This is a genomic window from Kitasatospora sp. NPDC056651, assembly GCF_042792155.1.
Lineage (GTDB): Bacteria > Actinomycetota > Actinomycetes > Streptomycetales > Streptomycetaceae > Kitasatospora.
In genome coordinates this window covers 58,658-77,394 of sequence record NZ_JBHTWX010000030.1, presented here as the reverse complement: position 1 = coordinate 77,394, position 18,737 = coordinate 58,658, and the positions used below count along the sequence as shown (strand labels likewise).

General features: G+C 70.3%; 15 protein-coding genes and 2 pseudogenes. 9 read left to right on the top strand and 8 right to left on the bottom strand.

The genetic code is table 11. The features are described 5' to 3' along the window. Nucleotides 1-204: 204 nt before the first annotated feature. Nucleotides 205-3,132 carry an NACHT domain-containing protein gene (locus ACFRAR_RS14840; RefSeq protein ID WP_380698442.1) on the bottom strand — a complete coding sequence of 976 codons (2,928 nt, stop codon included), beginning with the start codon at nt 3,130-3,132 and terminating at the stop codon, nt 205-207. Nucleotides 3,133-3,257: 125 nt separating this feature from the next. On the opposite strand from ACFRAR_RS14840, the gene ACFRAR_RS14835 reads away from it, so the two are divergent. Further along, nucleotides 3,258-4,295 carry a hypothetical protein gene (locus ACFRAR_RS14835; RefSeq protein WP_380698441.1) on the top strand — a complete coding sequence of 346 codons (1,038 nt, stop codon included), beginning with the start codon at nt 3,258-3,260 and terminating at the stop codon, nt 4,293-4,295. Nucleotides 4,296-4,319: 24 nt separating this feature from the next. On the opposite strand, the pseudogene ACFRAR_RS14830 reads toward ACFRAR_RS14835, so the two are convergent. The 5 genes and pseudogenes from ACFRAR_RS14830 to ACFRAR_RS14810 all read right to left on the bottom strand — a co-directional run. Further along, nucleotides 4,320-4,622 (bottom strand): annotated as a pseudogene (locus ACFRAR_RS14830) (transposase); the annotation flags it as partial. Between the two features lie 9 nt (nt 4,623-4,631). After that, nucleotides 4,632-4,868: pseudogene (locus ACFRAR_RS14825) on the bottom strand (IS110 family transposase); the annotation flags it as partial. A gap of 35 nt (nt 4,869-4,903) precedes the next feature. Continuing rightward, the gene (locus tag ACFRAR_RS14820) at nt 4,904-5,707 is read right to left on the bottom strand and encodes a transposase (protein WP_380698440.1); all 804 of its coding nucleotides are present in this window, start codon (nt 5,705-5,707) and stop codon (nt 4,904-4,906) included. 203 nt (nt 5,708-5,910) lie between these two features. Beyond that, the gene (locus ACFRAR_RS14815; RefSeq protein WP_380698439.1) at nt 5,911-6,294 is read right to left on the bottom strand and encodes a transposase; all 384 of its coding nucleotides are present in this window, start codon (nt 6,292-6,294) and stop codon (nt 5,911-5,913) included. 28 nt (nt 6,295-6,322) lie between these two features. Next, on the bottom strand, nt 6,323-7,252 hold the full coding sequence (locus ACFRAR_RS14810; RefSeq protein WP_380698438.1) for a transposase: 930 nt from the start codon (nt 7,250-7,252) through the stop codon (nt 6,323-6,325). 410 nt (nt 7,253-7,662) lie between these two features. Here ACFRAR_RS14810 and ACFRAR_RS14805 point away from each other — a divergent pair, with 410 nt between their 5' ends. From ACFRAR_RS14805 to ACFRAR_RS14785, 5 genes are all read left to right on the top strand, one after another. Then, the gene (locus tag ACFRAR_RS14805; RefSeq protein WP_380698437.1) at nt 7,663-8,772 is read left to right on the top strand and encodes a hypothetical protein; all 1,110 of its coding nucleotides are present in this window, start codon (nt 7,663-7,665) and stop codon (nt 8,770-8,772) included. A gap of 163 nt (nt 8,773-8,935) precedes the next feature. Further along, nucleotides 8,936-9,322 carry a hypothetical protein gene (locus ACFRAR_RS14800; RefSeq protein WP_380698436.1) on the top strand — a complete coding sequence of 129 codons (387 nt, stop codon included), beginning with the start codon at nt 8,936-8,938 and terminating at the stop codon, nt 9,320-9,322. A gap of 172 nt (nt 9,323-9,494) precedes the next feature. Next, nucleotides 9,495-9,881 (top strand): hypothetical protein, encoded by a 387-nt coding sequence (locus ACFRAR_RS14795; RefSeq protein WP_380698435.1) that lies wholly within the window; start codon nt 9,495-9,497, stop codon nt 9,879-9,881. After that, entirely contained in the window at nt 9,878-11,533 is a 1,656-nt protein-coding gene (locus ACFRAR_RS14790; RefSeq protein ID WP_380698434.1) for a hypothetical protein, read from the top strand. The genes ACFRAR_RS14795 and ACFRAR_RS14790 overlap by 4 nt, the downstream gene beginning before the upstream one ends. Before the next feature lie 210 nt (nt 11,534-11,743). After that, nucleotides 11,744-11,950, top strand: coding sequence for a hypothetical protein (locus ACFRAR_RS14785; protein ID WP_380698433.1), 207 nt, complete (start codon nt 11,744-11,746; stop codon nt 11,948-11,950). 258 nt (nt 11,951-12,208) lie between these two features. Here the strand turns inward: ACFRAR_RS14785 and ACFRAR_RS14780 are convergent, their stop codons facing one another. Together ACFRAR_RS14780 and ACFRAR_RS14775 are read right to left on the bottom strand one after the other, a co-directional pair. Beyond that, a complete protein-coding gene (locus tag ACFRAR_RS14780) occupies nt 12,209-12,787 on the bottom strand; it encodes a hypothetical protein (protein WP_380698432.1) in 579 nt (192 codons plus the stop codon). Nucleotides 12,788-13,435: 648 nt separating this feature from the next. Next, nucleotides 13,436-14,827 (bottom strand): sporulation protein, encoded by a 1,392-nt coding sequence (locus ACFRAR_RS14775; RefSeq protein ID WP_380698431.1) that lies wholly within the window; start codon nt 14,825-14,827, stop codon nt 13,436-13,438. Between the two features lie 268 nt (nt 14,828-15,095). Here ACFRAR_RS14775 and ACFRAR_RS14770 point away from each other — a divergent pair, with 268 nt between their 5' ends. The 3 genes from ACFRAR_RS14770 (at nt 15,096) to ACFRAR_RS14760 (ending at nt 18,713) form a co-directional block, all read left to right on the top strand. Further along, the gene (locus ACFRAR_RS14770; RefSeq protein ID WP_380698430.1) at nt 15,096-16,862 is read left to right on the top strand and encodes an asparagine synthetase B family protein; all 1,767 of its coding nucleotides are present in this window, start codon (nt 15,096-15,098) and stop codon (nt 16,860-16,862) included. Nucleotides 16,863-16,890: 28 nt separating this feature from the next. Next, nucleotides 16,891-17,328, top strand: a complete 438-nt coding sequence (locus ACFRAR_RS14765; RefSeq protein ID WP_380698429.1) for an NUDIX domain-containing protein — start codon at nt 16,891-16,893, stop codon at nt 17,326-17,328. Between the two features lie 71 nt (nt 17,329-17,399). Continuing rightward, nucleotides 17,400-18,713 (top strand): UDP-glucose dehydrogenase family protein, encoded by a 1,314-nt coding sequence (locus tag ACFRAR_RS14760; protein WP_380698428.1) that lies wholly within the window; start codon nt 17,400-17,402, stop codon nt 18,711-18,713. Nucleotides 18,714-18,737 lie beyond the last annotated feature (24 nt).

Below are 18,737 nucleotides of genomic sequence, written 5' to 3'. Positions count from 1 at the left end.
GGCGGGTACTTCATCGGTGCAGCCATGGCAAAGGCTCCCTTCTCACGGCCAATCAGGCCATGTCCGGCAACCTTCCGCACCTCGGGGGAACCTCATTGCCGCAGATGCGCAGTGTCGGCCGCTGACTGGCCTACGGCTCAGATGGTCGCCGCAGTCGCGCGGCGGCGGGGTCCGCGGGCGGTGCGGGCGTGGGCTGGATGCGGTTCAGTCGTTGATGCCCGCCACCGTGACGGGGCCCAGAGCGAAGTCCCAGGACGCGATGTCGTGCAGGGCATGGAGAAACGCCCGGGCGATACTCCACCCTGTCGGTGGCTGCGCCATAGCTGCTTCGGCCAGGAGGCGTTGGGCGTGGGGCAGCATGTCCCATTCCCAAATGCTCTCGGTGAGGAGTGGGCCGTGGTCCAGCGCGTCCTGGTCGGCGAGCGGGACCGTGACGTCGTCGACGAGCTCGTTGGTGACCTGGATGTTGGCTGCCCACTTCACGACCCATCGCAGGGCGGCCTGAGCGTCGCCGGTTTCGTGGCCTGGTGCGGGGGCCGTGTCCGAGCCGGGCAGGAAGGCGGCGAGAGTGGTCGTGCTGCCCGTAGCTGCCGGGGTCTGCTGGGGAAGCGTGGGGGCGGAGGTGCTCCCCAGTACCTTGCTGGTGAAGAGTTTGACAGCGGCCAGGTGCTCACCGCTCATGCTCTGGGCTGCGGAGTCCAGCAACTGCAGTGCCGCAGACTGCAGGCATCCGTCGGTTCGGGCCCAGCGGGCAAGGGTCCGCAGGCAGAACACGGCTCGCAGGCCTTGCCCGCCGAGCGCGGTCCTGGCGGTGTTCACCAGACGTTCGCGGACCTGGTCGCTGCGGTCGGCGGCTTGGGTGAGGGTCTGCGCCATCCCAGGCTGGCGGAAGGTCAGCGCGTAGTCGAATGCGAAGTCGTTCGGTGCGGTGATGAGTTCGGCCGCGTGCTGTGCGAGGTGGATGTGGTACTTGGGGTACCGGCGGGCGAGGTCCTCGTCCAGCATCGCGAGGGCCAGATGGGCGCCGGGAAGCAGCAGCGTGTGGGCCGGGCTGTTCCCATCCAGGTCGCGGAGCACGGTGAGCAGCTTGTCGCGCAGGTACGGGCGGGTGGTGAACAGGCCTGCTGCGGCGAGCAGCCAGGTCTGATACCAGGCCTTGTCGGTGGCGAGGTAGCCGAGGCGGGGAACGATCTGGGTGTCAGGCCCGGACAGGAGGGCCCGGGCGGCGCAGTACTCCTGGAGGCTCTTGACTTCGAAACCGACGGCGTCGTCCTGCGGGGAGACGAGCAGGACTAGGCGCTCGGTGGCCGCGTCGGTGAGGGCGGCTGACAGGGCGTCGGCGCGTAGCGGGTCTGCGGTCTCCTCCAGCAGCCGGGAACGCAGACGGTCCCGGAGGTCGCTCAGCGGCATGGTGAGGATGTCGGCCGGCTCGGTGACGACTTCGTCCGTCTGGATGGTGAGCCCGGCGTACTGGTGCAGCCAGTCGATGTGGATCTGGTTCTCGGCCACGAGCTCTCCCGTGGGCCCGGGTTTGTCGGCCTCGCGGGCGTAGATGGTGGCGTAGTAGGCGTCGAAGAGTTCGTAGCGGTTCTGCGGCATCCGCAGCCGCTTCTCCACCAGCAGGCTCATGATCGTCACCTGGAGCGGGGAGCGCATGAGGTGCCAGGTCATCGGGTTGTCCGCGGCGGCCTTTGTCCTCTCCATTACCGTCGCGTGCATGTCAGGGTCGCTGCAGTGACGTGCCTGGGTGAGCCGGCCGGCGTAGTGCAGCGCCTCCTCGGGGCTCATGTCGGTGAGGGTCAGCGGCTCGTAGTCCCCGGGGTGGAACTCGCCGCGGTAGTCCTGGGGCCGGGTGGTGGCGACCACCAGCAGGTCAGCGTCGAAGGAGCGGGCCAGGGACAGGAACTCCTCGATGCCCTGCAGGACGGCCTCCCTGGCGGGCCGGGCGACCTCGTCCAGGCCGTCCAGAACCAGCAGCCATGGCCAGGTCTGCTGCCAGTGCCTGAGCGCGTCTTCGGTGACGCCGCTGGTTCGCAGACTCATCTGACGGGCCATGAACTGCAGCAGGCTGGGGGAGTCCTGCTCGGCGAGGGCTTGGGCGTAGGCGTGCAGGGCGACCCGCAACGGCCAGCGGTGGCAGCGCGGCGCTCGGAATCCCATCTCCGCGAGGTCGCGGCGCAGTGCGCGCAGCACATCCCGCACCTGGGCGGTCAGCAGCCGGTCGTCCTCGTCGAACATCGCTGCCCGGTAGGCCTGGCAGACCAGCTGGCCGAGGGTGGTTTTGCCCTGCCCGGGCCCGCCGAGCAGCAGGATGTGCGGTCGGCCTACCGCTGGCTGCCGGGAGGGGCGCAGGACGCTGTCCCCGCGCTCGATCACATGCTGCCCTGCCAGGACCGTCCGCGGACCGTCAGGACCTGCTTCGCATGCGGCGTTCAAGTCGACCGCCACCGGGCCGAGGCCGATCCTCCCGGCGCTGGGTTCGGCGCCGGCCTGGCCCAGGCGCAGCCACTGGTCGGCGATGAGCTCGCCCGCGGCATGGGCACGCATCACGGCCGCCACATCGGCCGGTAAGGCGTGCGAGGAATCCCGGCCCACGAGCTGGGCGATGACATCACTGGCTGTCAGGAAGGCGAGGTAGCTCTGACGTACCTGGGGATGGGTGTCGAGGAAGCGGCAGATCTCGTCCCTGTGCCACACAGCCCAGCCCTTGAGGGCGATTCCCCGCCTGAAGGCCTCACCGGCGATGAACCGCTCGATGCGGTCGATCCCGCCGCTCCCGGCAGCGGCGCTCAGCCGCACGTTGGTGGCGAAGACGATGAACTCCGGTACTGCGCCACGCTTGGAGCCCGCCGACGCCCAGTCCTCGAGCTCCTTGCGGATCTCCCGCTGCAGCCACGTGCCGTCTGAGGGACGGGCAGCCGGCACCTGGCGGTACTTCGCCTGCACGACCCCGTACCCGTCCCACTCCTGCCCGCGGTGAGGGTAGGGGACCGGGCCGTGGAAGGAGATCTCCCGGCCGCCGTCGGGGCCGTCCCCGAACACGCGAGCTCCGGGTCCGAGCACGCACTTGGCCAGGCTCTGCACGAGATGCTCGAACTCCCGGCTGCCCAGCCGGCTCAGGTCGTAGTCCACCGCGCCATTGTGGCCCATACTCTGCGCCGACTACGACGGCGGCGGCGACCGGCACAAGGGCCCCCTCACGCACGGCGAAGCCGCCCCCCGGGCGCGTGTCACAGGCACATGATGCAGTTGCGGCCATGACAGTTCTGACAGCCGTATTCACCGCGTGGCTGCTGTGGGTCCTCTTCACCGTGACGTTCATCGCCGCTGCCTCGCTCTACTCCGCCCGGCGCCCCGGCCGGGCGCTGCAGCACCTCCCGCTGCTGCAATCCCGCATCCTGAACAGGCAGTTGGAGAGCGCGCACCGCGTCCGGACCATCCTGCGGCTGCACGGCATCCCAGCCGGTGAGCTGCCCAGGTGCGATGCGATGGCGGAGCGGTCCAAGGCCTTCGCGACCCACAAGGCCGGTGTCCTACTGACTTGGGCAGTGCCGGCCGCGCTGATCTTCGCCGCGATGGCCGCAGTCGACCTCGCCGGACAAGAGGCCAGCCTCCTCTACATCATGCTCCTCACCACCACGGCACTGGCCATCGCCGACGCCCGCATCACCGCACGCGGCACCGTCTTCGCGTCCACGACCCGGGCGGCCATGGAGGTGGTCGAACTCCTCGGCACAGGACCGGAGGTGACTCGCCGCTCCCACCACCACCAAGGCGTCAGCAACGCGCTGTCCGCCTCCATCAGCACCCTGTGCCAAGCCGCTCTCACCCAGGCCCGGGCTCTCTCGGCGCGCACCGACCCGTACACACGCGAGAGGATCCTTACCGTTTCAACAGACCTGGTCGCCAACTTCAAGGGAGCACGCGCCAGGCTGCTCCGGCAGCCGCAGGCCAGCAAGGACCGCATCGCCCACCTGTGCGCCTCCATCCTCACCCAGGCCACCAAGCCCCACGAAAGCGAACTGCACCCGGTCCTGGTCATCGACCCCGCCATCTTGCAGCCTGAGTCGGAATGGCACCCGTCACACTCTCCACGCCGCCGCACCGTCCTGGCGGTCACGGTCCAGGCATCCATGGTCCTCGCCCTGCTCGCCATCGTCGTCGCACTGGCACACTTCCAGGTGCCGGAACTGGTGGTCCTGCTCGTCCTAACTCTCATCGCGGCGCTGTTCGCCCGTATCCTGATTGCCCTGGACCTGCCGGCCACTGACTGGCTGCGCGTATTCCGGCGTTGACCAGCCGGGTCGGCAAGCCCTCACCTAGTGTCCTGCGCCGGAGATCCGTCGGCAGAATTGGGCGAGGGATTCGAGGATCTCGTCGGCGGTCTTGGTCCAAGTGAACGGTGTGGGGTCTTCGTTCCAGTTCTTGACCCAGGTGCGGATGTCCCGCTCGAGGGCCTGGACGTTCTTGTGGGCTCTGCGGCGGATCATCTGGTCGGTGAGGAAGCCGAACCAGCGTTCCACCTGGTTGATCCACGAGGATCCGGTCGGGGTGAAATGCATGTGGAACCTGGCGTGTTGGGCCAGCCATGACCTGATCGCCGGGGTCTTGTGGGTTCCGTAGATGGTTCGTCAAGCGGCAGCAGGCACCACGGTTGTCACCGCTGGCCGGATGTGCCGGTAGAGCTCTCGGGCGACGTAGCGCTTGAGGCAGCGAATGACCTCGCGCCTGGACATGCCCTCGGCGATGCGTCGCTGCAGGTAGGCCTGGGTGCGTTCGTCCCAGCGTATGCGGGACTGGACGATGCGGTAGAGGGCGGCGTTGGCCTGCCGGTGACCGCCGCGGTCGAGCCGCCTTCGCTGGGTCTTCGGAAGATTTCAAGTCCAGTGAGACGGTCGTGACGTTATGAGGTTTGTGGTGTGGGTTCCCTGCGTTTGGCTGGGTCGTTGATCCAGGCCGTCTGGGGGATCTGGGGTGGTCTGGGGCGGTGACCGAAGCGTTCGGGATGGCGCGCGTGGGCCTCGGCGAGGGTGACGGCCCGCTGGTCGCGGATCTCCTCCGCGGTGCCGAAGTGGACGCTGGCGGGTGTGTGAAGTCCTATGCCCGAGTGTCGGTGCTCGTGGTTGTAGTACGAGATGAAGGCATCGAACCATTCGCGGGCGTGGGCCAGGGAGTCGAACCGCTTCGGGAAGTCGGCCATGTACTTGGTGGTCTTGAACTGGGCCTCGCTGTAGGGGTTGTCGTTGGAGACCCTGGGGCGCGAGTGGCTCCTGGTGACGCCGAGATCGATCAGCAGCTGGGAGACTTTTCCGGAGGTCATGGAGGTGCCGCGGTCGGCGTGCACGGTCTCGGGGACGATGCCGTTGCGCGCGATGGTCTCGCGGATCGACTCCTCAGCCAGCTCGACGGTGTGGCCGACGATGTAGCGGCTGAAGATGTCGATGATGACGTAGGCGTGGTACCAGATGCCCTTGCGGGGGCCGGCCGCCTTGGTGATGTCCCAGGTGAACACCTGGGAGGGACCGTCGGCGACCGGTTCGGGCACCGTCTTGGCCGGGTGGGTGGCCTGGCGGCGACGCTCACCCGACTGCCCCCGCTCGCGCAGGATCCGGTACATCGTGGAGACCGAGCAGTGGTAGCGCCCGGTGTCCAGCTCGCGGGCCCGGATCTGCGCGGGCGGCAGTTCGGCGTACTCGGATCTGTTCATCAACGCCAGGACCGCATCTCGCTCTTCGGCCGTCAGGGCCGACGGCTGGACCTGCGGGGACCTGGGCCCGCGCGGGGGAGGCGGCTTCAGCCTGCGGTAGTGGGTGGCCCGGGATCGGCCGGTCAGCCGGCACGCGGCCGTGATGCCCAGCTCGTGTTCGACGGCGGTGAACGCCTCGTCCACGACGGGATCGGCGGCGTGCCTCAGTCCGCGCTCTCGGAGATCATTTCCAAGAGCGCCGACGCCTTTCCCAGAACCTCCAACGCGGCCTTGTTCCGGGCGAGCTCCTTCTCCAGCCGTTCCACCTGCCGGCGCAGCTTCTCGTTCTCGGCCTCGGCGGCGGACTTCTTCGGACGGGCCGGGCTCGTGCGCCGGTCGACCAGGTTCTCCAGGGCCCCGGCGTCGCGCGCGGCCCGCCACTCGGTGACGTGGGAGTGGTACAGGCGCTCGCGGCGCAGGACCGCGCCCTTCTCGCCCTCGGGCGTGGCGTCGTACTCGGCGACGATCCGCAGCTTGTACTCGGGACTGAACGTGCGGCGTTTCGGCCGGGAAGCCGGGTCGGCTGCGGACGGATTGGTGCTGGTCATCAGGGGTGGAACTCCTACTCGGGCCCTCTCAGGCTAACCCGACAAGGCGGGATGTCTCACCCAAGGCTGACAGAGAGGTCTTGCCGGAGGGCTGCTCGACCGGACTGACGCCGCACAGGGCCGCGAACGATGCCTCATCCGTGAGCCTGTCGGAGTTGTCACCTGCGGCGATGAGAAGGACTGCAGCACTGTCTGGCCCGACGCCCACCAGCTCCAGCAGTTGTGGCCGACTGGTCCGGACAGCCTTGGTGGTGCGCTTGGTCAGCTCCTTGATCTCTTGGGAGAGACTCTGGACCCGGCCGGCGAGCAGGCGCATCGCGAAGGCCGCCTCGCCGCGGTCGTCATCGAGAGCCGCGCAGGTGGCGATCAGGGCCGGGTTGGTCAGTCCGGTGAGCAGTTCGCGCAGATCGGGGTCGAGGACCAGGAGGATGGCCTTGAGCTGGTTCATCGCCTGGGTGCGCGCCTTGACGGCCGATTCCTTGGCCAGCCGCAGCACGCGCATGTCCGCTGCAGGACCGTCTGCGGTCTTCGGCAGAGTGGTAGCACGTCCCGAGAGTACGGCCCGTGCGGCCGCGTCCGCATCGATCGCGTCCGTCTTGCCGCGCTTGCGCCGGGTCGCACGGTCGGGCTGGTTGACCTCGACGACGTCGATGCCCGGCATGCCGTCGAACGGCTGGTGGAAGAGGGAACCGTCGTCGCCGACGAGCCACACAGCGGTTTGTGTGACGGCGAAGCTGCCGCCGCCGTAGGCATGGAGTCGGCTTCCGACCGGGAGACCGGAGGGCGTCACCGCGACGACCGTGCCGGAGCGATCCGAACGCATCAGGCGCTGGACCCCACCGTGATCGGGATCGGACTGCAGCCACCACAGCGAGCCTGCCACAGCCTGGAGTTCGTCGTAGGTGACGACCTTTCGCGCGACCCACGAGGGTGACAGCCCACTGCCCTGAGACCTCATGGAAGGGATCCTGCCGAATCAGGCGGACGAGTACCACCGCTACAAGGTTCCTGGTGCGCGAGAGTTCGGTCCGGATTCAGTGAGAGGCCGAAACAGAATGTGGGATTCGGGACCATGGCTGGCAGCACCTGTTCTCCGGGCATCCCGGCGAGGCTCGTCGACTTCGTGCGGGGTGCCTACTCCTGCATTCCATGGTGTGAACTGTTCGGCGCCGACTTGACGTTCCGTCCGGTTGAGCTGCGAACTGACCGATGAGTCCGGACACGGTCGCGTTGATCGGTGAACGCTGGCAGGGGTATGTGCTACACCGGGGGCACTCGTGCCGGGTGAGGATCGGCGTTCGCCTGGAGCGATTTATTTCTCACCGGTACCGATATTCGGATATGTGGCTTGTCGTGTTGGAGGTAGCGATGCGACCACTGCAGTCAGCGGAGCAGGACAACTTCATTCTCGGTGTTCCGCCAGCGAATGATCAGAGGATCTGGGAAAAGCTGGCCGAGGAGGATGCGGCCTCGGCCGGACTCGTAGGGGGATGGCCGACAGGCGTCGGAACCGACGATCAGCCGGCGCGCGTGCAACCGGAATCCCGGGCGTACGCGGCCCCGGTGGTGGACATCCGGGCGGCGGCACGGACGGAACAGTTGCTGCTGTGGGCCGAAGAGGAAACGGCTCAGCCAGTCGGCGCTCGGCCCATGACGGACGGCGCCGGGCTGCCCGATCTCAAGGAGCAGCTTCGAGAAGTGCTGGAAGCCTGGAAGGAGATCGTGCCCGACGGGCGCAGCACGGCCGACGATCTGCGACGGGCCCTGGAAGCCGATGTCGAGGCGCTGCAGGTTCGCTGGCGGCAAGTCGCCGCGACGCCGAGTGGGACCGCGAAGCCGGTCACCGAGCCAGTGGCAGCCGCACCCGCTGCCCGGCCGGACGCGGAAGCCGTCAAAACGGCTCTCCGTCATGCCGACCGGTGCCACCCGGCCCTTCTCGACCTCGGGGAATGGCATCAACTTCAGGCCGTCCGGGAGACCGTCGGCCGCCTGTGGCGAACCCTCACGGTGAGGGCAGGCGAGTTCGCCGGACGGCTCCTCGCCGACCACCGTGTCTCCGAGTTCCTGCGCAACGTGTCCATCCACGCGTGCGAGACGATCGCCCGGCTCGCCCAGCTCGTCTCCGACAGGCTGCGCCGCGGCCAGGCCGCGCTGCCGAACGCGGAGACACTCCTCGCCCTCGGCGATGCCGCCGGCGCCTACAGCATGTCCGCCCGGCGTTGGGATGGTGTTCGTGGCGCCGAGGCAGGGCCGCTGTCCATCACGGTCGATGTTCCCGGGCTGCGGCGGATGGGGGAAGCGCTGCAGCGGCCCGGCCCGGTGTCCGTGCGGCCCGGGGGCGTCTCGGTGGGTGCGGCGACGGCCAGGTCCGCCCACCGTCCTCCGAAACGGCCGGCGGCCGCCGCGGGCGAGCAGCCCGCGCATCTGCGGCGTGGCGGAATGTCCGTCCAGCCCGGGCGCAAGCCCCGGCAGAAGTGACACGAAAACCAGGTGCGAGCTGAGCAGTTTCACACGTTCCGGTGAATCGCCATGCCCTCGCGCCCGCGTTATCCACAGGTAGCCGGTCCATTGCCCCGAACCATCTCGAACCGTGCTTGCCTGTCGCCGCACGGCCCCACAGTCCCGATCGGAGGATCGAATCATGAACCTGAGCCCCGACCAGCAGGATCTCGAACAGGTCGCTGCCAGCACCATGGACAGGACGATCGCTGCCGCATACGCGCTCGCGGAGCTGGCCGCCCGGGACGAGCGCTACGACCAGCTGGCTGCGCTCGCCGCTGCGGCCTACGCAACCGAGGCGACCATGTACCTTCCGCTGCCCGACGCCGTTCCCGAGGACGGCGACGCCGGGGCCGACCTCACCCTGGTCGACCAGTTGAATGAACTCGCCGACGCACTCGACGAACTCGGCGAGCGCTCGTCCGACCTCCGGCAGATTCGGGATCGCCACACGGCCGCCCTCCACATCCGGGATGCTTCCGTCGCGTTGCGGAACGCTCTGCTCGTCGAGGAGGGCGCAGCCGGATGACGGACCTCACCTGGGGTGACTTCATGGCCTTGGCGGGATCCAGGATGGGGTACGCCCTGGCGGCCCTCATCCCCGCCGACGCCGAGGGGTCGAGTTCATTTGCCCCGAACCATCCCGAACCGTGCGTGCCCGCCGCCGCACGGCCCCACAGCCCCGATCGGAGGATCGAACCATGGACCTGAGCCCCGACCAGCAGGATCTCGAACAGGTCGCCGCCAGCCTTGTGGAGAGGACCATCGTTGTCGCACACAGGCTGGCGGAGCTGGCCGTCGACGACGAGCGCTACGACGAGGCGGCCGCGATTGTCGCTGCCGCCTGCGCCAACGAGGCGACCGTGTACCTTCCGCTGCCCGAAGCCGTTCCCGAGGACGGCTTTGGCGAGGCCGACCTCACCCTGGTCAGTGACTTGTGTGATCTCGCCGATGCTCTCGACGGACTCGGTCGCTGCTCGTCGGGCCTCCGGCAGATTCGGGATCGTCACATGGCCGCCCTCCATGTCCGGGATGCTTCCGTCGCGTTGCGGAACGCTCTGCTCGTCGAGGAGGGCGCAGCCGGATGACGGACCTCACCTGGGGTGACTTCATGGCCTTGGCGGGATCCAGGATGGGGTACGCCCTGGCGGCCCTCACCCCCGCCGACGCCGAGGCGTCGAGTACACCGGGCCAACATGCAGCCCGTAGCGGGGCGTTGGCGGACGTCTTCCAGCTCCTCCACCGTTCGTCCGGCCGGTTCGGACCGCTCGCCCCTGACCCGCTCGGCATCGCCGAGGGCGATGTGGCCCGGCTGCACAGCAACATCGAGATCCTCGGGCGGTTCCTGCGCGACGAGGCCTTCCACGTCTGGCCCGAGCCCGACCCGGCAGCCTCGCACCTGACCCAGGCTGCGCGCTTCCTCCGTCTGGCGGGGGACTTGGTGGCCAGCCACCACGGGCCGGACGGAGAGCCCCGCAGTCCCTACGCCGCGTACCTGGACAGCGCCGGGGTCGCGCGCCGCATGGTCGCCGAGACGGCCGAACTCGCTAGCACGGCAGGTCGCGTGGCCGTACGGATCGGCCAGCTGTGCCCTCCCGCCCGCCGGGTGGCCCGCCGCCACGAGGTGGCCCACCGACTCGGGGAGCGTGCCGTGCTGATCGAGCAGGCGGCGATCGGCATTCAGCGCCAGCTCCAGTTGCCCCGCCCGTCTGTGCCTGCTCCAGGCCTCACCCACCTCCAGGCGGCGGCCACGACGGTGCCGCACCCGGTAAGGCCGGGCGAGTCACAGGAGGACGCGCTCCGGGCGGTCGGCGCAGGCCTGGACTGGCTCGCCGCCCACACGGCGCAGCAGGCGGATCAGCGCCTGCCGGACGCCACCATCGGTGAGCTGTCGTCTGTCGCCGGCCACTGCGCGGTGGCCCACCTGTTCACCGCACGGCTGATCGAGCACACCCGGGACCTCCTCACCTTCGACCCGGTCGCCCAGGGTGGCCTCGGTACGGCCGGCGAGGCTCTGCGTGCGGCCGCCAAGCTCTGGCGACAGGCCGCGGACAGCGGGAAGCCAGCCTTCGGAAGCGCGCCCGCCAGCTCGAACCCCCGCCTCGTGCGCGAGGCCGAGTTCGCCCTGGTCCGGCTCGGCCGCACCCTCTTCTCCTCTGGCTGGACCCGACTTGACGGTGGGCAGCGCACCCCCAGGGCGACGCACGAGATCATCACGACGCCCGGCGACGCGCCGTACCTGCTGGCCGCCGTGCACGCAGTACCCGCCGCCGGACAGGTGATCGCCGAACACGTCCCCCGTATCGCCGCCACCCTGGTCCGGCGGGGAGTGCTCCTCAGTTCCGACCCGGCCCACAACCCGCGCGGCAGCACGCCCTCCGACCAGATCAGGGACGGCTGGACCAGGTGGTACCCGGCGTCGGCAGAGCAGATCAGCCACATCACGAGTGCCTACAACACGGCTCGTCAAGCGTCGGCGGCAGCGCAGATCGCCGTCGCCCGCGCGGCCGAGGCGGCCGGCCACCCGCTCGCCCGGGCCGTGCTGGAGGCTGACCGCCGGAACACGCTCGGTTTCACTGGTGACCCCTCCAGCGACACCCGGCGCGTGCAGGCCGCCGCCGCCCGTGCCCGCAGTGCGACGGCGGACCGCCGGTCGGAACCGGCGCGGCTGCCAGCGCACCGGGCGTCCGAGCTGTCGAGAGAGGTCGGGGCGCTCCATCCGCGTAGGAAGACTCGGTAGCAGCGGCCGATCAGACTTCGTCCTCCGTGGCTCGCCAGGTGCCGGGCACCAGGCCGGGCAGCCGGTGCTTGGTCCGGTGCTCACCTTTGGTGCAACCACCGAACGGGCCGCGCAGGGTAGCGACATGGGGGCGGTAGTGATCCCGACCCGCCATGAACCGTGCGTGTCCGCCGCCGCACGGCCCCACAGTCCCTATCGGAGGATCGAATCATGGACCTGAGCCCCGACCAGCAGGATCTCGAACAGGTCGCCGCCAGCCTTGTGGAGAGGACCATCGTTGTCGCACACAGGCTGGCGGAGCTGGCCGTCGACGACGAGCGCTACGACGAGGCGGCCGCGATTGTCGCTGCCGCCTGCGCCAAACGAGGCGACCGTGTACCTTCCGCGGCCCGAAGCTGTTCCCGAGGACGGCTTTGACGAGGCTGACCTCACCCTGGTCAGTGACTTGTGTGACCTCGCCGATGCTCTCGACGGACTCGGTCGCTGCTCGTCGGGCCTCCGGCAGATTCGGGATCGTCACATGGCCGCCCGCCACATCCGGGATGCTTCCATCGCGCTGTGCACCGCTCTGCTCGTCGAGGAGGGCGCAGCCGGATGACGGACCTCACGTGTGGTGACTTCGTCGCCTTGGCGGGCTTTGATGATGGTGCTGTTCAGGTGCGGCGTTGAGTTGGATCACCTCCTGGCTAGTTGCACTGGCTCGGCAGGATGGTGGCGGTGTTGGCGTGGAAGGACGCGGTGGTGCGGGGTGAGTCGCTGGGCGGTGGCGATCAGGTGATCGAGGTAGCGCTGCACCACGAGCCGCCGGGTGTCTGCCTGGTCACGGATCAGTTCCCGGATGCGGGGGCGGATGCTGTAGATGTCGCCGCGTACGGGTTGGTGGCCGGTGTGTTCCAGCAGGTGCCGGGCCACGAGTTGGCGCAGCAGTCGCAGGGTTCGGCCGGCGGGCGCGGAGGTGGCGGCGGCCACGGTGAGGTGGTCGAGATCGGGCGAGGGAATCAGTGCGGCGTCCCGGAGCAGGCGCGCTTCGGGGTCGGGTAGCGATGCGAGGGCGACGGTGGCGGTAGCGGGGACACTGTCCAAGCCGCTTGCGGCGAGCGCGGTGTGGGAGGCGAGTGAGCGTGCGGGGTTGAGGACCACCGTGCCGGCGGCCAGGCCCAGGGCCAGGGGGATGCCCTGGCAGGTACGAGCGAGGGCCTCGGCGGCGGCCGGCTCGGCGCACACCCGGTCCTCGCCGAGGATTCGGGTGAGCAACCGGAGAGCGCGGGTGGGCGCGAGTGGGCCCCAGGTGGTGATGGTGAGCACCGAGAGCGGCGAGTGCCGGCAACGGCGAACGGCTGGTGACGATGACCAGGCACTCGCTGGTGGCGGGGATCAGGGGGACCACTTGGTCGGCGGTGCACGCGATCAGCAGCTCGTCCATCGGTGTCCCGAGCAGGTGGGCTGCTTCCAGATAGGCGGCGGCGCTCCCGTACGCCCCCTGGCGGACGGCGCACGACCAGGCCGCTCCCAGGCCTACCGCCATGACGGCACGGTCGGAATCGACTGACGTGGAGGGGAGCACCAGGGCGCATGGAAGACCGAGGGCCAGCGCCTGGTGCACCAGCCGCATGATGGCCGGCGCTGCTCTGCGGGGCGGCGCCCCGGCCAGGACCTCTGCCAGCGACGGCACCGTCGGCAGGCCTGCCAGCGCACCGAGGTGCACGGCCAGACTGTGCGCGGAGCGCAGCATCGCGACCGCGCGCTCCAGTGGATCAAGGCGCTCGGGTCTGGGTTGCGCTTCGCCTTCGGGCGCGGACGCACCGGTGCCTTGCCTCGTCCTGCGTTTCTCCAGGTCCTGACTGGCCCGGCCAGCGGTCGGCCCGCTGGTCCCGGCAGCACCGCTGCCGGGACCAGCCAGGATCAGGCGGCGACGCCGAGCTCGCTGCGGGGCCGATGGAGGAAGTCGCGGACCGCCATCTCGCGCCGCCAGGGGGTGAGGGCGGCGTTGAACTCGCGGACGTAGTCGAGCGCCCGGCTGGACTGGACGCGGGCGAGGATGTCGACGGCCTGGTTGCCGAGCTCCAGGCCCTGGTCGAGGTCCTTGCTCTGGAGGTGGGCGGTCCCGACGATCGCCAGGCGCATGCCGACGGAGCGGGTGAACACCCCGGTCGGCATGGCGGCAGCCTGCGCGTTCCAGGCCAGGGCGGCCTTGGGGTTCTTGAGGTCGCGGAAGACCTCGGCGGCATCTGCGGAGAGCCGGGTGTGGTGATAGAAGTCGATCCAGGCGGGTTCTCCAGCGCCGTCGCGGGCCTGGTCGAGCAGGCTCTCGGAGGCGGCCAGCGCGGCCGAGGCGGCCTTGGCGTTGTTGTCGCGGGCATGGGCCCTGGCCTCGATGAGCTTGGTGAACGCCAGCACCCGGGGGGCGGCATGGCCCTTGGCCCGCTGGAAGGCGCCCTGGGTCATGTCGATGGCTTCCGAGGCGAAGCCCCGCAGCAGGGTCTGCATCGCCATCGTGGTCAGCACATAGCAGCCGAGCTCGACGTCGCGGCCGGCCCGCGCGAGGCGGAGAGCCTGGATGAAGTGCCGCTGGGCGGCGTCGTGCTGGCCGACGTCGAAGGCAGTCCAGCCGGCAAGGCGGGACAGCTCGGCGGTCACCGAGAACAGCTGGCGGCCCACGTCGTCGCTGAACGATCCGTTCAGCAGCGGTACCGCGCGTTCCTGGAGGCAGGCGGTGACGGAGTTGGCCTTCCAGTTCCCGCCGCCGTATTTCGAGTCCCAGCGCCGGGCGTCGTCGGCGGCGTCCCGCAGTTCGGTGAGGTCGGCGGCGCCGACCTGGCCGCGGCCCCGGTGGGCGGCGTCGCCGTCTTCCGGGGTGACCAGCCAGCGGGTGACCGGGGTGGCGAACGCGGAGACGGCGAAGCCCGTCCCGGTCAGGAAGTCGCGGCGGTTCACAGTGCTCCAGAACGAAGTGGCGACGCGCACGGCGTCGGCGGGGTCTCGCGGGAAATCCAACCCCACCGCGGCGTCCGGCGTCTCGGCATCCGCCATGCCGATCTCCGCCAACTGCACGGGCTGGCCGAGCCGTTCGCCGATCGCCTGGGCCAGCAGTTTGGGCACCGGCCAGTCCGGGACCATGCCCCGGCGGCACCAGTTCGCGACCGAGGTATGCGTATATGTCGTGGTCAGCCCGGCTTCGTGAGCGAGCTGGTTCACCCGCAGGGCCAGCGATTTGTGGCTGGCACCCTCACACTTTTCGATCATCCGGGTCAGAGCCTCGTTCGGCGGCTTGGCCCGGCGGGTGGTCGACGCCACAGCGTCCCCCTCAATCGGTCCCGCGCGCCTTGGCGCGGAAGTCGTACGCGACTGGGCACGAGAAGTCGTACATCCGGCAGCTGAGGCCGGGTCACCGAGGGTATTGCCTCCACCGCTCACGGTGAACCGCTTTCGCGAGTTGTGAGCCCCCTTGCGAGCCCTGCCCGCACCGGCCGCAAGGCGGTTGCCTGGTGCTTCGGGCCTCCGCCGGGACGGACCACCTTCCGGCGGGGGCCACCACCGATTCACGCTCGGGGGTGACAACCAGATGTGCGGAATCGCAGGACTGGCCGGCGCCGACGCCGTCCGCCACGAGACGACCGTCGCCGCGATGGGACTCGCGCAGCACCACCGCGGCCCGGACGGCACCCGGCACCTGATCTCGGCCGACGGCCGGGCGGTGCTGTCCATGAACACCCTGCTGATCGTCGACACCGCCGCCGACCCCGGCCCCTATCTGGACCCGGCCAGCGGCATCGTCCTCACCTTCAACGGCGAGATCTACAACTACCGGCAGGCCGCCGAGGCCTGGGGCATCCCGCTGGAGCCTGGCGAGACGGACGCCCACCTGGTCCTGCGGGCCTGGGCCAAGCTCGGCCCTGGCTGCATGGCCGGCCTGGACGGCATGTTCGCGCTCGCCGCCTACGACCCGCGCGAGGGCCGGCTGTTCCTCGCGCGGGACCGGCTCGGCGAGAAGCCGCTCTACTGGCGTCTGGACGGCGGCCGGCTCGCGTTCGCCTCCGAGGTCACCACCCTGACCGGCTACGGCACCGCCCCGCTGGTCGTCCGCCCCGAGATGCTGAGCATCGAGACACCGACCGGCGCCGACACCCCGTTCCAGGGCATCCAGCTCCTCCCGCCCGCAGGTCTTCTGGCCTTCGACATCGCCACCGGTTCGCTGGTCCAGCGGACCTGGTGGTCCCTGGAGGGCCTGGAGCCCTGGCAGGGCGACTACCAAAGCGCGCTCGCCCGGTTCTCCACCCTGCTGGCCGACCGCGTCCCGATGCGGGCACCGGCCGGGGACTTCGCGCTGCTGCTGTCGGGCGGCCTCGACTCCTCGGTGCTGGCCTACCTGATGCGGCCCCAGCTCTGCGTCACGGTCCGCTACCCCGGCCAGGACCGCCTCGACGAGTCCGCGACCGCGGCCGTCGTCGCCCGGGACATCGGCGCCGAACTGGTCGTCATCGAGCCGACCATCCAGGACTTCACCCGCTCGCTGCCTCAGATCATGCACGCGCTGGACTACCCGATGGGCAACGCGTCCACGTTCTCCGAGCACATGGCCTACCGGGCGGTCGCCGCGCGCGGCATCCGCGTCGTCGTCGGCGGACTCGGACCGGACGAGTTCCTCATGGGCTACGTCCGCCACGCGCTCGTCCTCTTCGGCCCGGAGGCCGTGCGGGGAGCCGGGCTGGACGCCTACCGGCCGCTCGCCTCCAAGCTCACCGGCTCCACCGGCGAGCCGCTCGGACCGGCCGAGGCGATCGCGAAGCTGATCCTGCGCGGGCAGGACCCGGACGGGCGGCTGCGCGAGCTGGTCACCGACGCCCTGGCCCGCGCCGGCGGAGACCTGGCACGCGGGCTGACGCTGGCGGACCTGGCCACGGCCTGGCGCCCGCTGGTGATGACCTCGGACAAGCTGGCCTCCGCGTTCGCGCTGGAGCGGCGCTCGCCCTACCTGGCGCGGGACCTGGTCGAGTTCTCCTACCGGCTGCCCGTCGAGCACAAGATCTCCGACCCGGCTGCCGGCAAGCGCATCCTGCGGGACGCGGCGAAGGCCCTCGGCCTGCCCCGGGAGGTCTGGGGCAGCCGGGACAAGCTCGGCTTCGCCTCCCCGGTCCCGAGCTGGCTGTCCGGCCCACTGGAGGGCTGGGCGACCGCCCAGATCAGCTCGGCGCTCGACCAGGCCCCACACGGGCTACACCCGCTTCTGGCCGGCGGCCTCCGGCCCGGCGGCCGGTTCGACCGCACCCGCATGCAGGCCCTGATGGCCGCCGCCTGGTTCACCGACCACACCCTGGCCGCAGCGGCATGACAGGGCGTCAGCTCGCTACGGTGAGCACATGGACACCCTTCCCGAGAACCCGGCCGCCGCCGAACCGCGCGGAGCCGTCGCGATCATCACCAACCGGCGCGGCGAGCTCCTGCTGCACCTGCGCGACGACCTCGACGGCATTGCCTGGCCTGATCACTGGAGTCTCCTCGGGGGCGGTTGCGACCCCTGGGAGACCCCCGCCGATGCGATCGTCCGGGAGCTCGACGAAGAGGCCGGCCTGACGGTCGGCGGCCTGACCGAGCTGTTCGAGACCCGGGACACCCACGGGTCCGGGCAGATCATCACTTTCTTCGCCGCCGCCTGGGACGGCGACGAGACCGCGCTGCCGCTGGCCGAGGGCGTCAAGCTCCAGTTCTTCGCCCCCGGGCACCTGCCCGTTCTGACCATCCCGCCGTTCATCCGCGACGGCATCCACCGCTTCCTCGCCGCCCAGCCCGGCGTCTGACGCCTCCGTCCTCGAGGGGGACCGGGGCGCCCGGCCGGGCGGCACCCCGCCCCCTCTGGAAGGACACGTTCGTGAAGCTCACCGTGATCGGCTGCGGCTACCTCGGCGCGACCCACGCCGCCGCGATGGCCGAACTCGGCCACCAGGTCCTCGGCATGGACACCGACACCGACAAGGTCGACGCCCTGAACAAGGGCCAGGCCCCGTTCGTCGAACGCGGCCTGGACGACCTGCTCGCCAAGCACACCGCCACCGGCCAGCTCAGTTTCACCGCCTCCTACGCGGAGGCCGCCGTCTTCGCCGACATCCACTTCCTGGGCGTCGGCACCCCGCAGCAGGACGGCAGCGGCGCCTACGACCTCACCCACCTGCACACCGCCGTCCGCCGCCTGGCCCCCAGGCTCGGCGACGGCGCACTGATCGTCGGCAAGTCGACCGTCCCGGTCGGAACCGTCGCCGAGCTGCGGCAGACCCTGGACGAACACGTCCGCGACGGGGCGAGCGTCCGCCTGGCCTGGTCGCCGGAGTTCCTGCGCGAGTCCTTCGCCGTCCTGGACACCCTGGAGCCCGACCGGATCGTCCTCGGCGTCGAGGACGGCGACACCGGCAGCGAGGCCGTCTTCCGGAACGTCTACGCCGGCATCCTGGCGGCCGGCTCCCCGTTGATCGTCACCGACATCGCGACCGCCGAGCTGATCAAGGGCGCCGCGAACGCCTTCCTCGCCACCAAGATCTCCTTCATCAACGCGATGGCCGAGCTCTGCGAACTGGCCGGCGCCGACGTCCAGCAGGTCGCCCTCGCCCTGGGCTACGACCACCGGATCGGTGCCAAGGGCATGCGGCCCGGCCTCGGGTTCGGCGGCGGCTGCCTGCCCAAGGACCTGGCCGGGTTCACCCACCGCGCCGAGGAACTCGGCGCCGACACCGGCCTGTTCCGCCAGGTCGCGGCGATCAACCGGCGCCGCCGCGAGCACACCATCTACCTCGCCCGCGAAACGCTCGGCGGCACCGTGATCGGCAAGCGGATCGCCGTCTGGGGCGCCGCATTCAAGGCCCACACCGACGACATCCGCGACTCCCCGGCCCTCGACGTCGCAGACGCCCTCCAGCGGGCCGGCGCCGAGGTCACCGTCCACGACCCCGCCGCGATGGAGAACGCCCGCCGGGCCTACCCCCACCTCGACTACGCCGACGACCCCGCCGCGGCCGTCACGGGCGCCGGGCTGCTGCTGCACCTGACCGACTGGCCCCAGTACTCCGACACCGACCCCGCCGACCTCGCCCAGCACATCGCCGTCCCCAGGGTCATCGACGCCCGCGGCACCCTCAACGCTAACCGCTGGCGCGCGGCCGGCTGGGCCTTCCGAGCCCTCGGCCGCCCCTGACGGGAAGGGGTGGGACACCGCCAT

Excerpts from the sequence above, each read along its gene's own strand:
- ACFRAR_RS14835 (WP_380698441.1), top strand. The coding sequence starts at position 3,258 with ATGACAGTTCTGACAGCCGTATTCACCGCGTGGCTGCTGTGGGTCCTC.
- ACFRAR_RS14820 (WP_380698440.1), bottom strand. The coding sequence starts at position 5,707 with ATGAACAGATCCGAGTACGCCGAACTGCCGCCCGCGCAGATCCGGGCC.
- ACFRAR_RS14815 (WP_380698439.1), bottom strand. The coding sequence starts at position 6,294 with ATGACCAGCACCAATCCGTCCGCAGCCGACCCGGCTTCCCGGCCGAAA.
- ACFRAR_RS14810 (WP_380698438.1), bottom strand. The coding sequence starts at position 7,252 with ATGAGGTCTCAGGGCAGTGGGCTGTCACCCTCGTGGGTCGCGCGAAAG.
- ACFRAR_RS14805 (WP_380698437.1), top strand. The coding sequence starts at position 7,663 with ATGCGACCACTGCAGTCAGCGGAGCAGGACAACTTCATTCTCGGTGTT.
- ACFRAR_RS14800 (WP_380698436.1), top strand. The coding sequence starts at position 8,936 with ATGAACCTGAGCCCCGACCAGCAGGATCTCGAACAGGTCGCTGCCAGC.
- ACFRAR_RS14795 (WP_380698435.1), top strand. The coding sequence starts at position 9,495 with ATGGACCTGAGCCCCGACCAGCAGGATCTCGAACAGGTCGCCGCCAGC.
- ACFRAR_RS14790 (WP_380698434.1), top strand. The coding sequence starts at position 9,878 with ATGACGGACCTCACCTGGGGTGACTTCATGGCCTTGGCGGGATCCAGG.
- ACFRAR_RS14785 (WP_380698433.1), top strand. The coding sequence starts at position 11,744 with ATGGACCTGAGCCCCGACCAGCAGGATCTCGAACAGGTCGCCGCCAGC.
- ACFRAR_RS14770 (WP_380698430.1), top strand. The coding sequence starts at position 15,096 with ATGTGCGGAATCGCAGGACTGGCCGGCGCCGACGCCGTCCGCCACGAG.
- ACFRAR_RS14765 (WP_380698429.1), top strand. The coding sequence starts at position 16,891 with ATGGACACCCTTCCCGAGAACCCGGCCGCCGCCGAACCGCGCGGAGCC.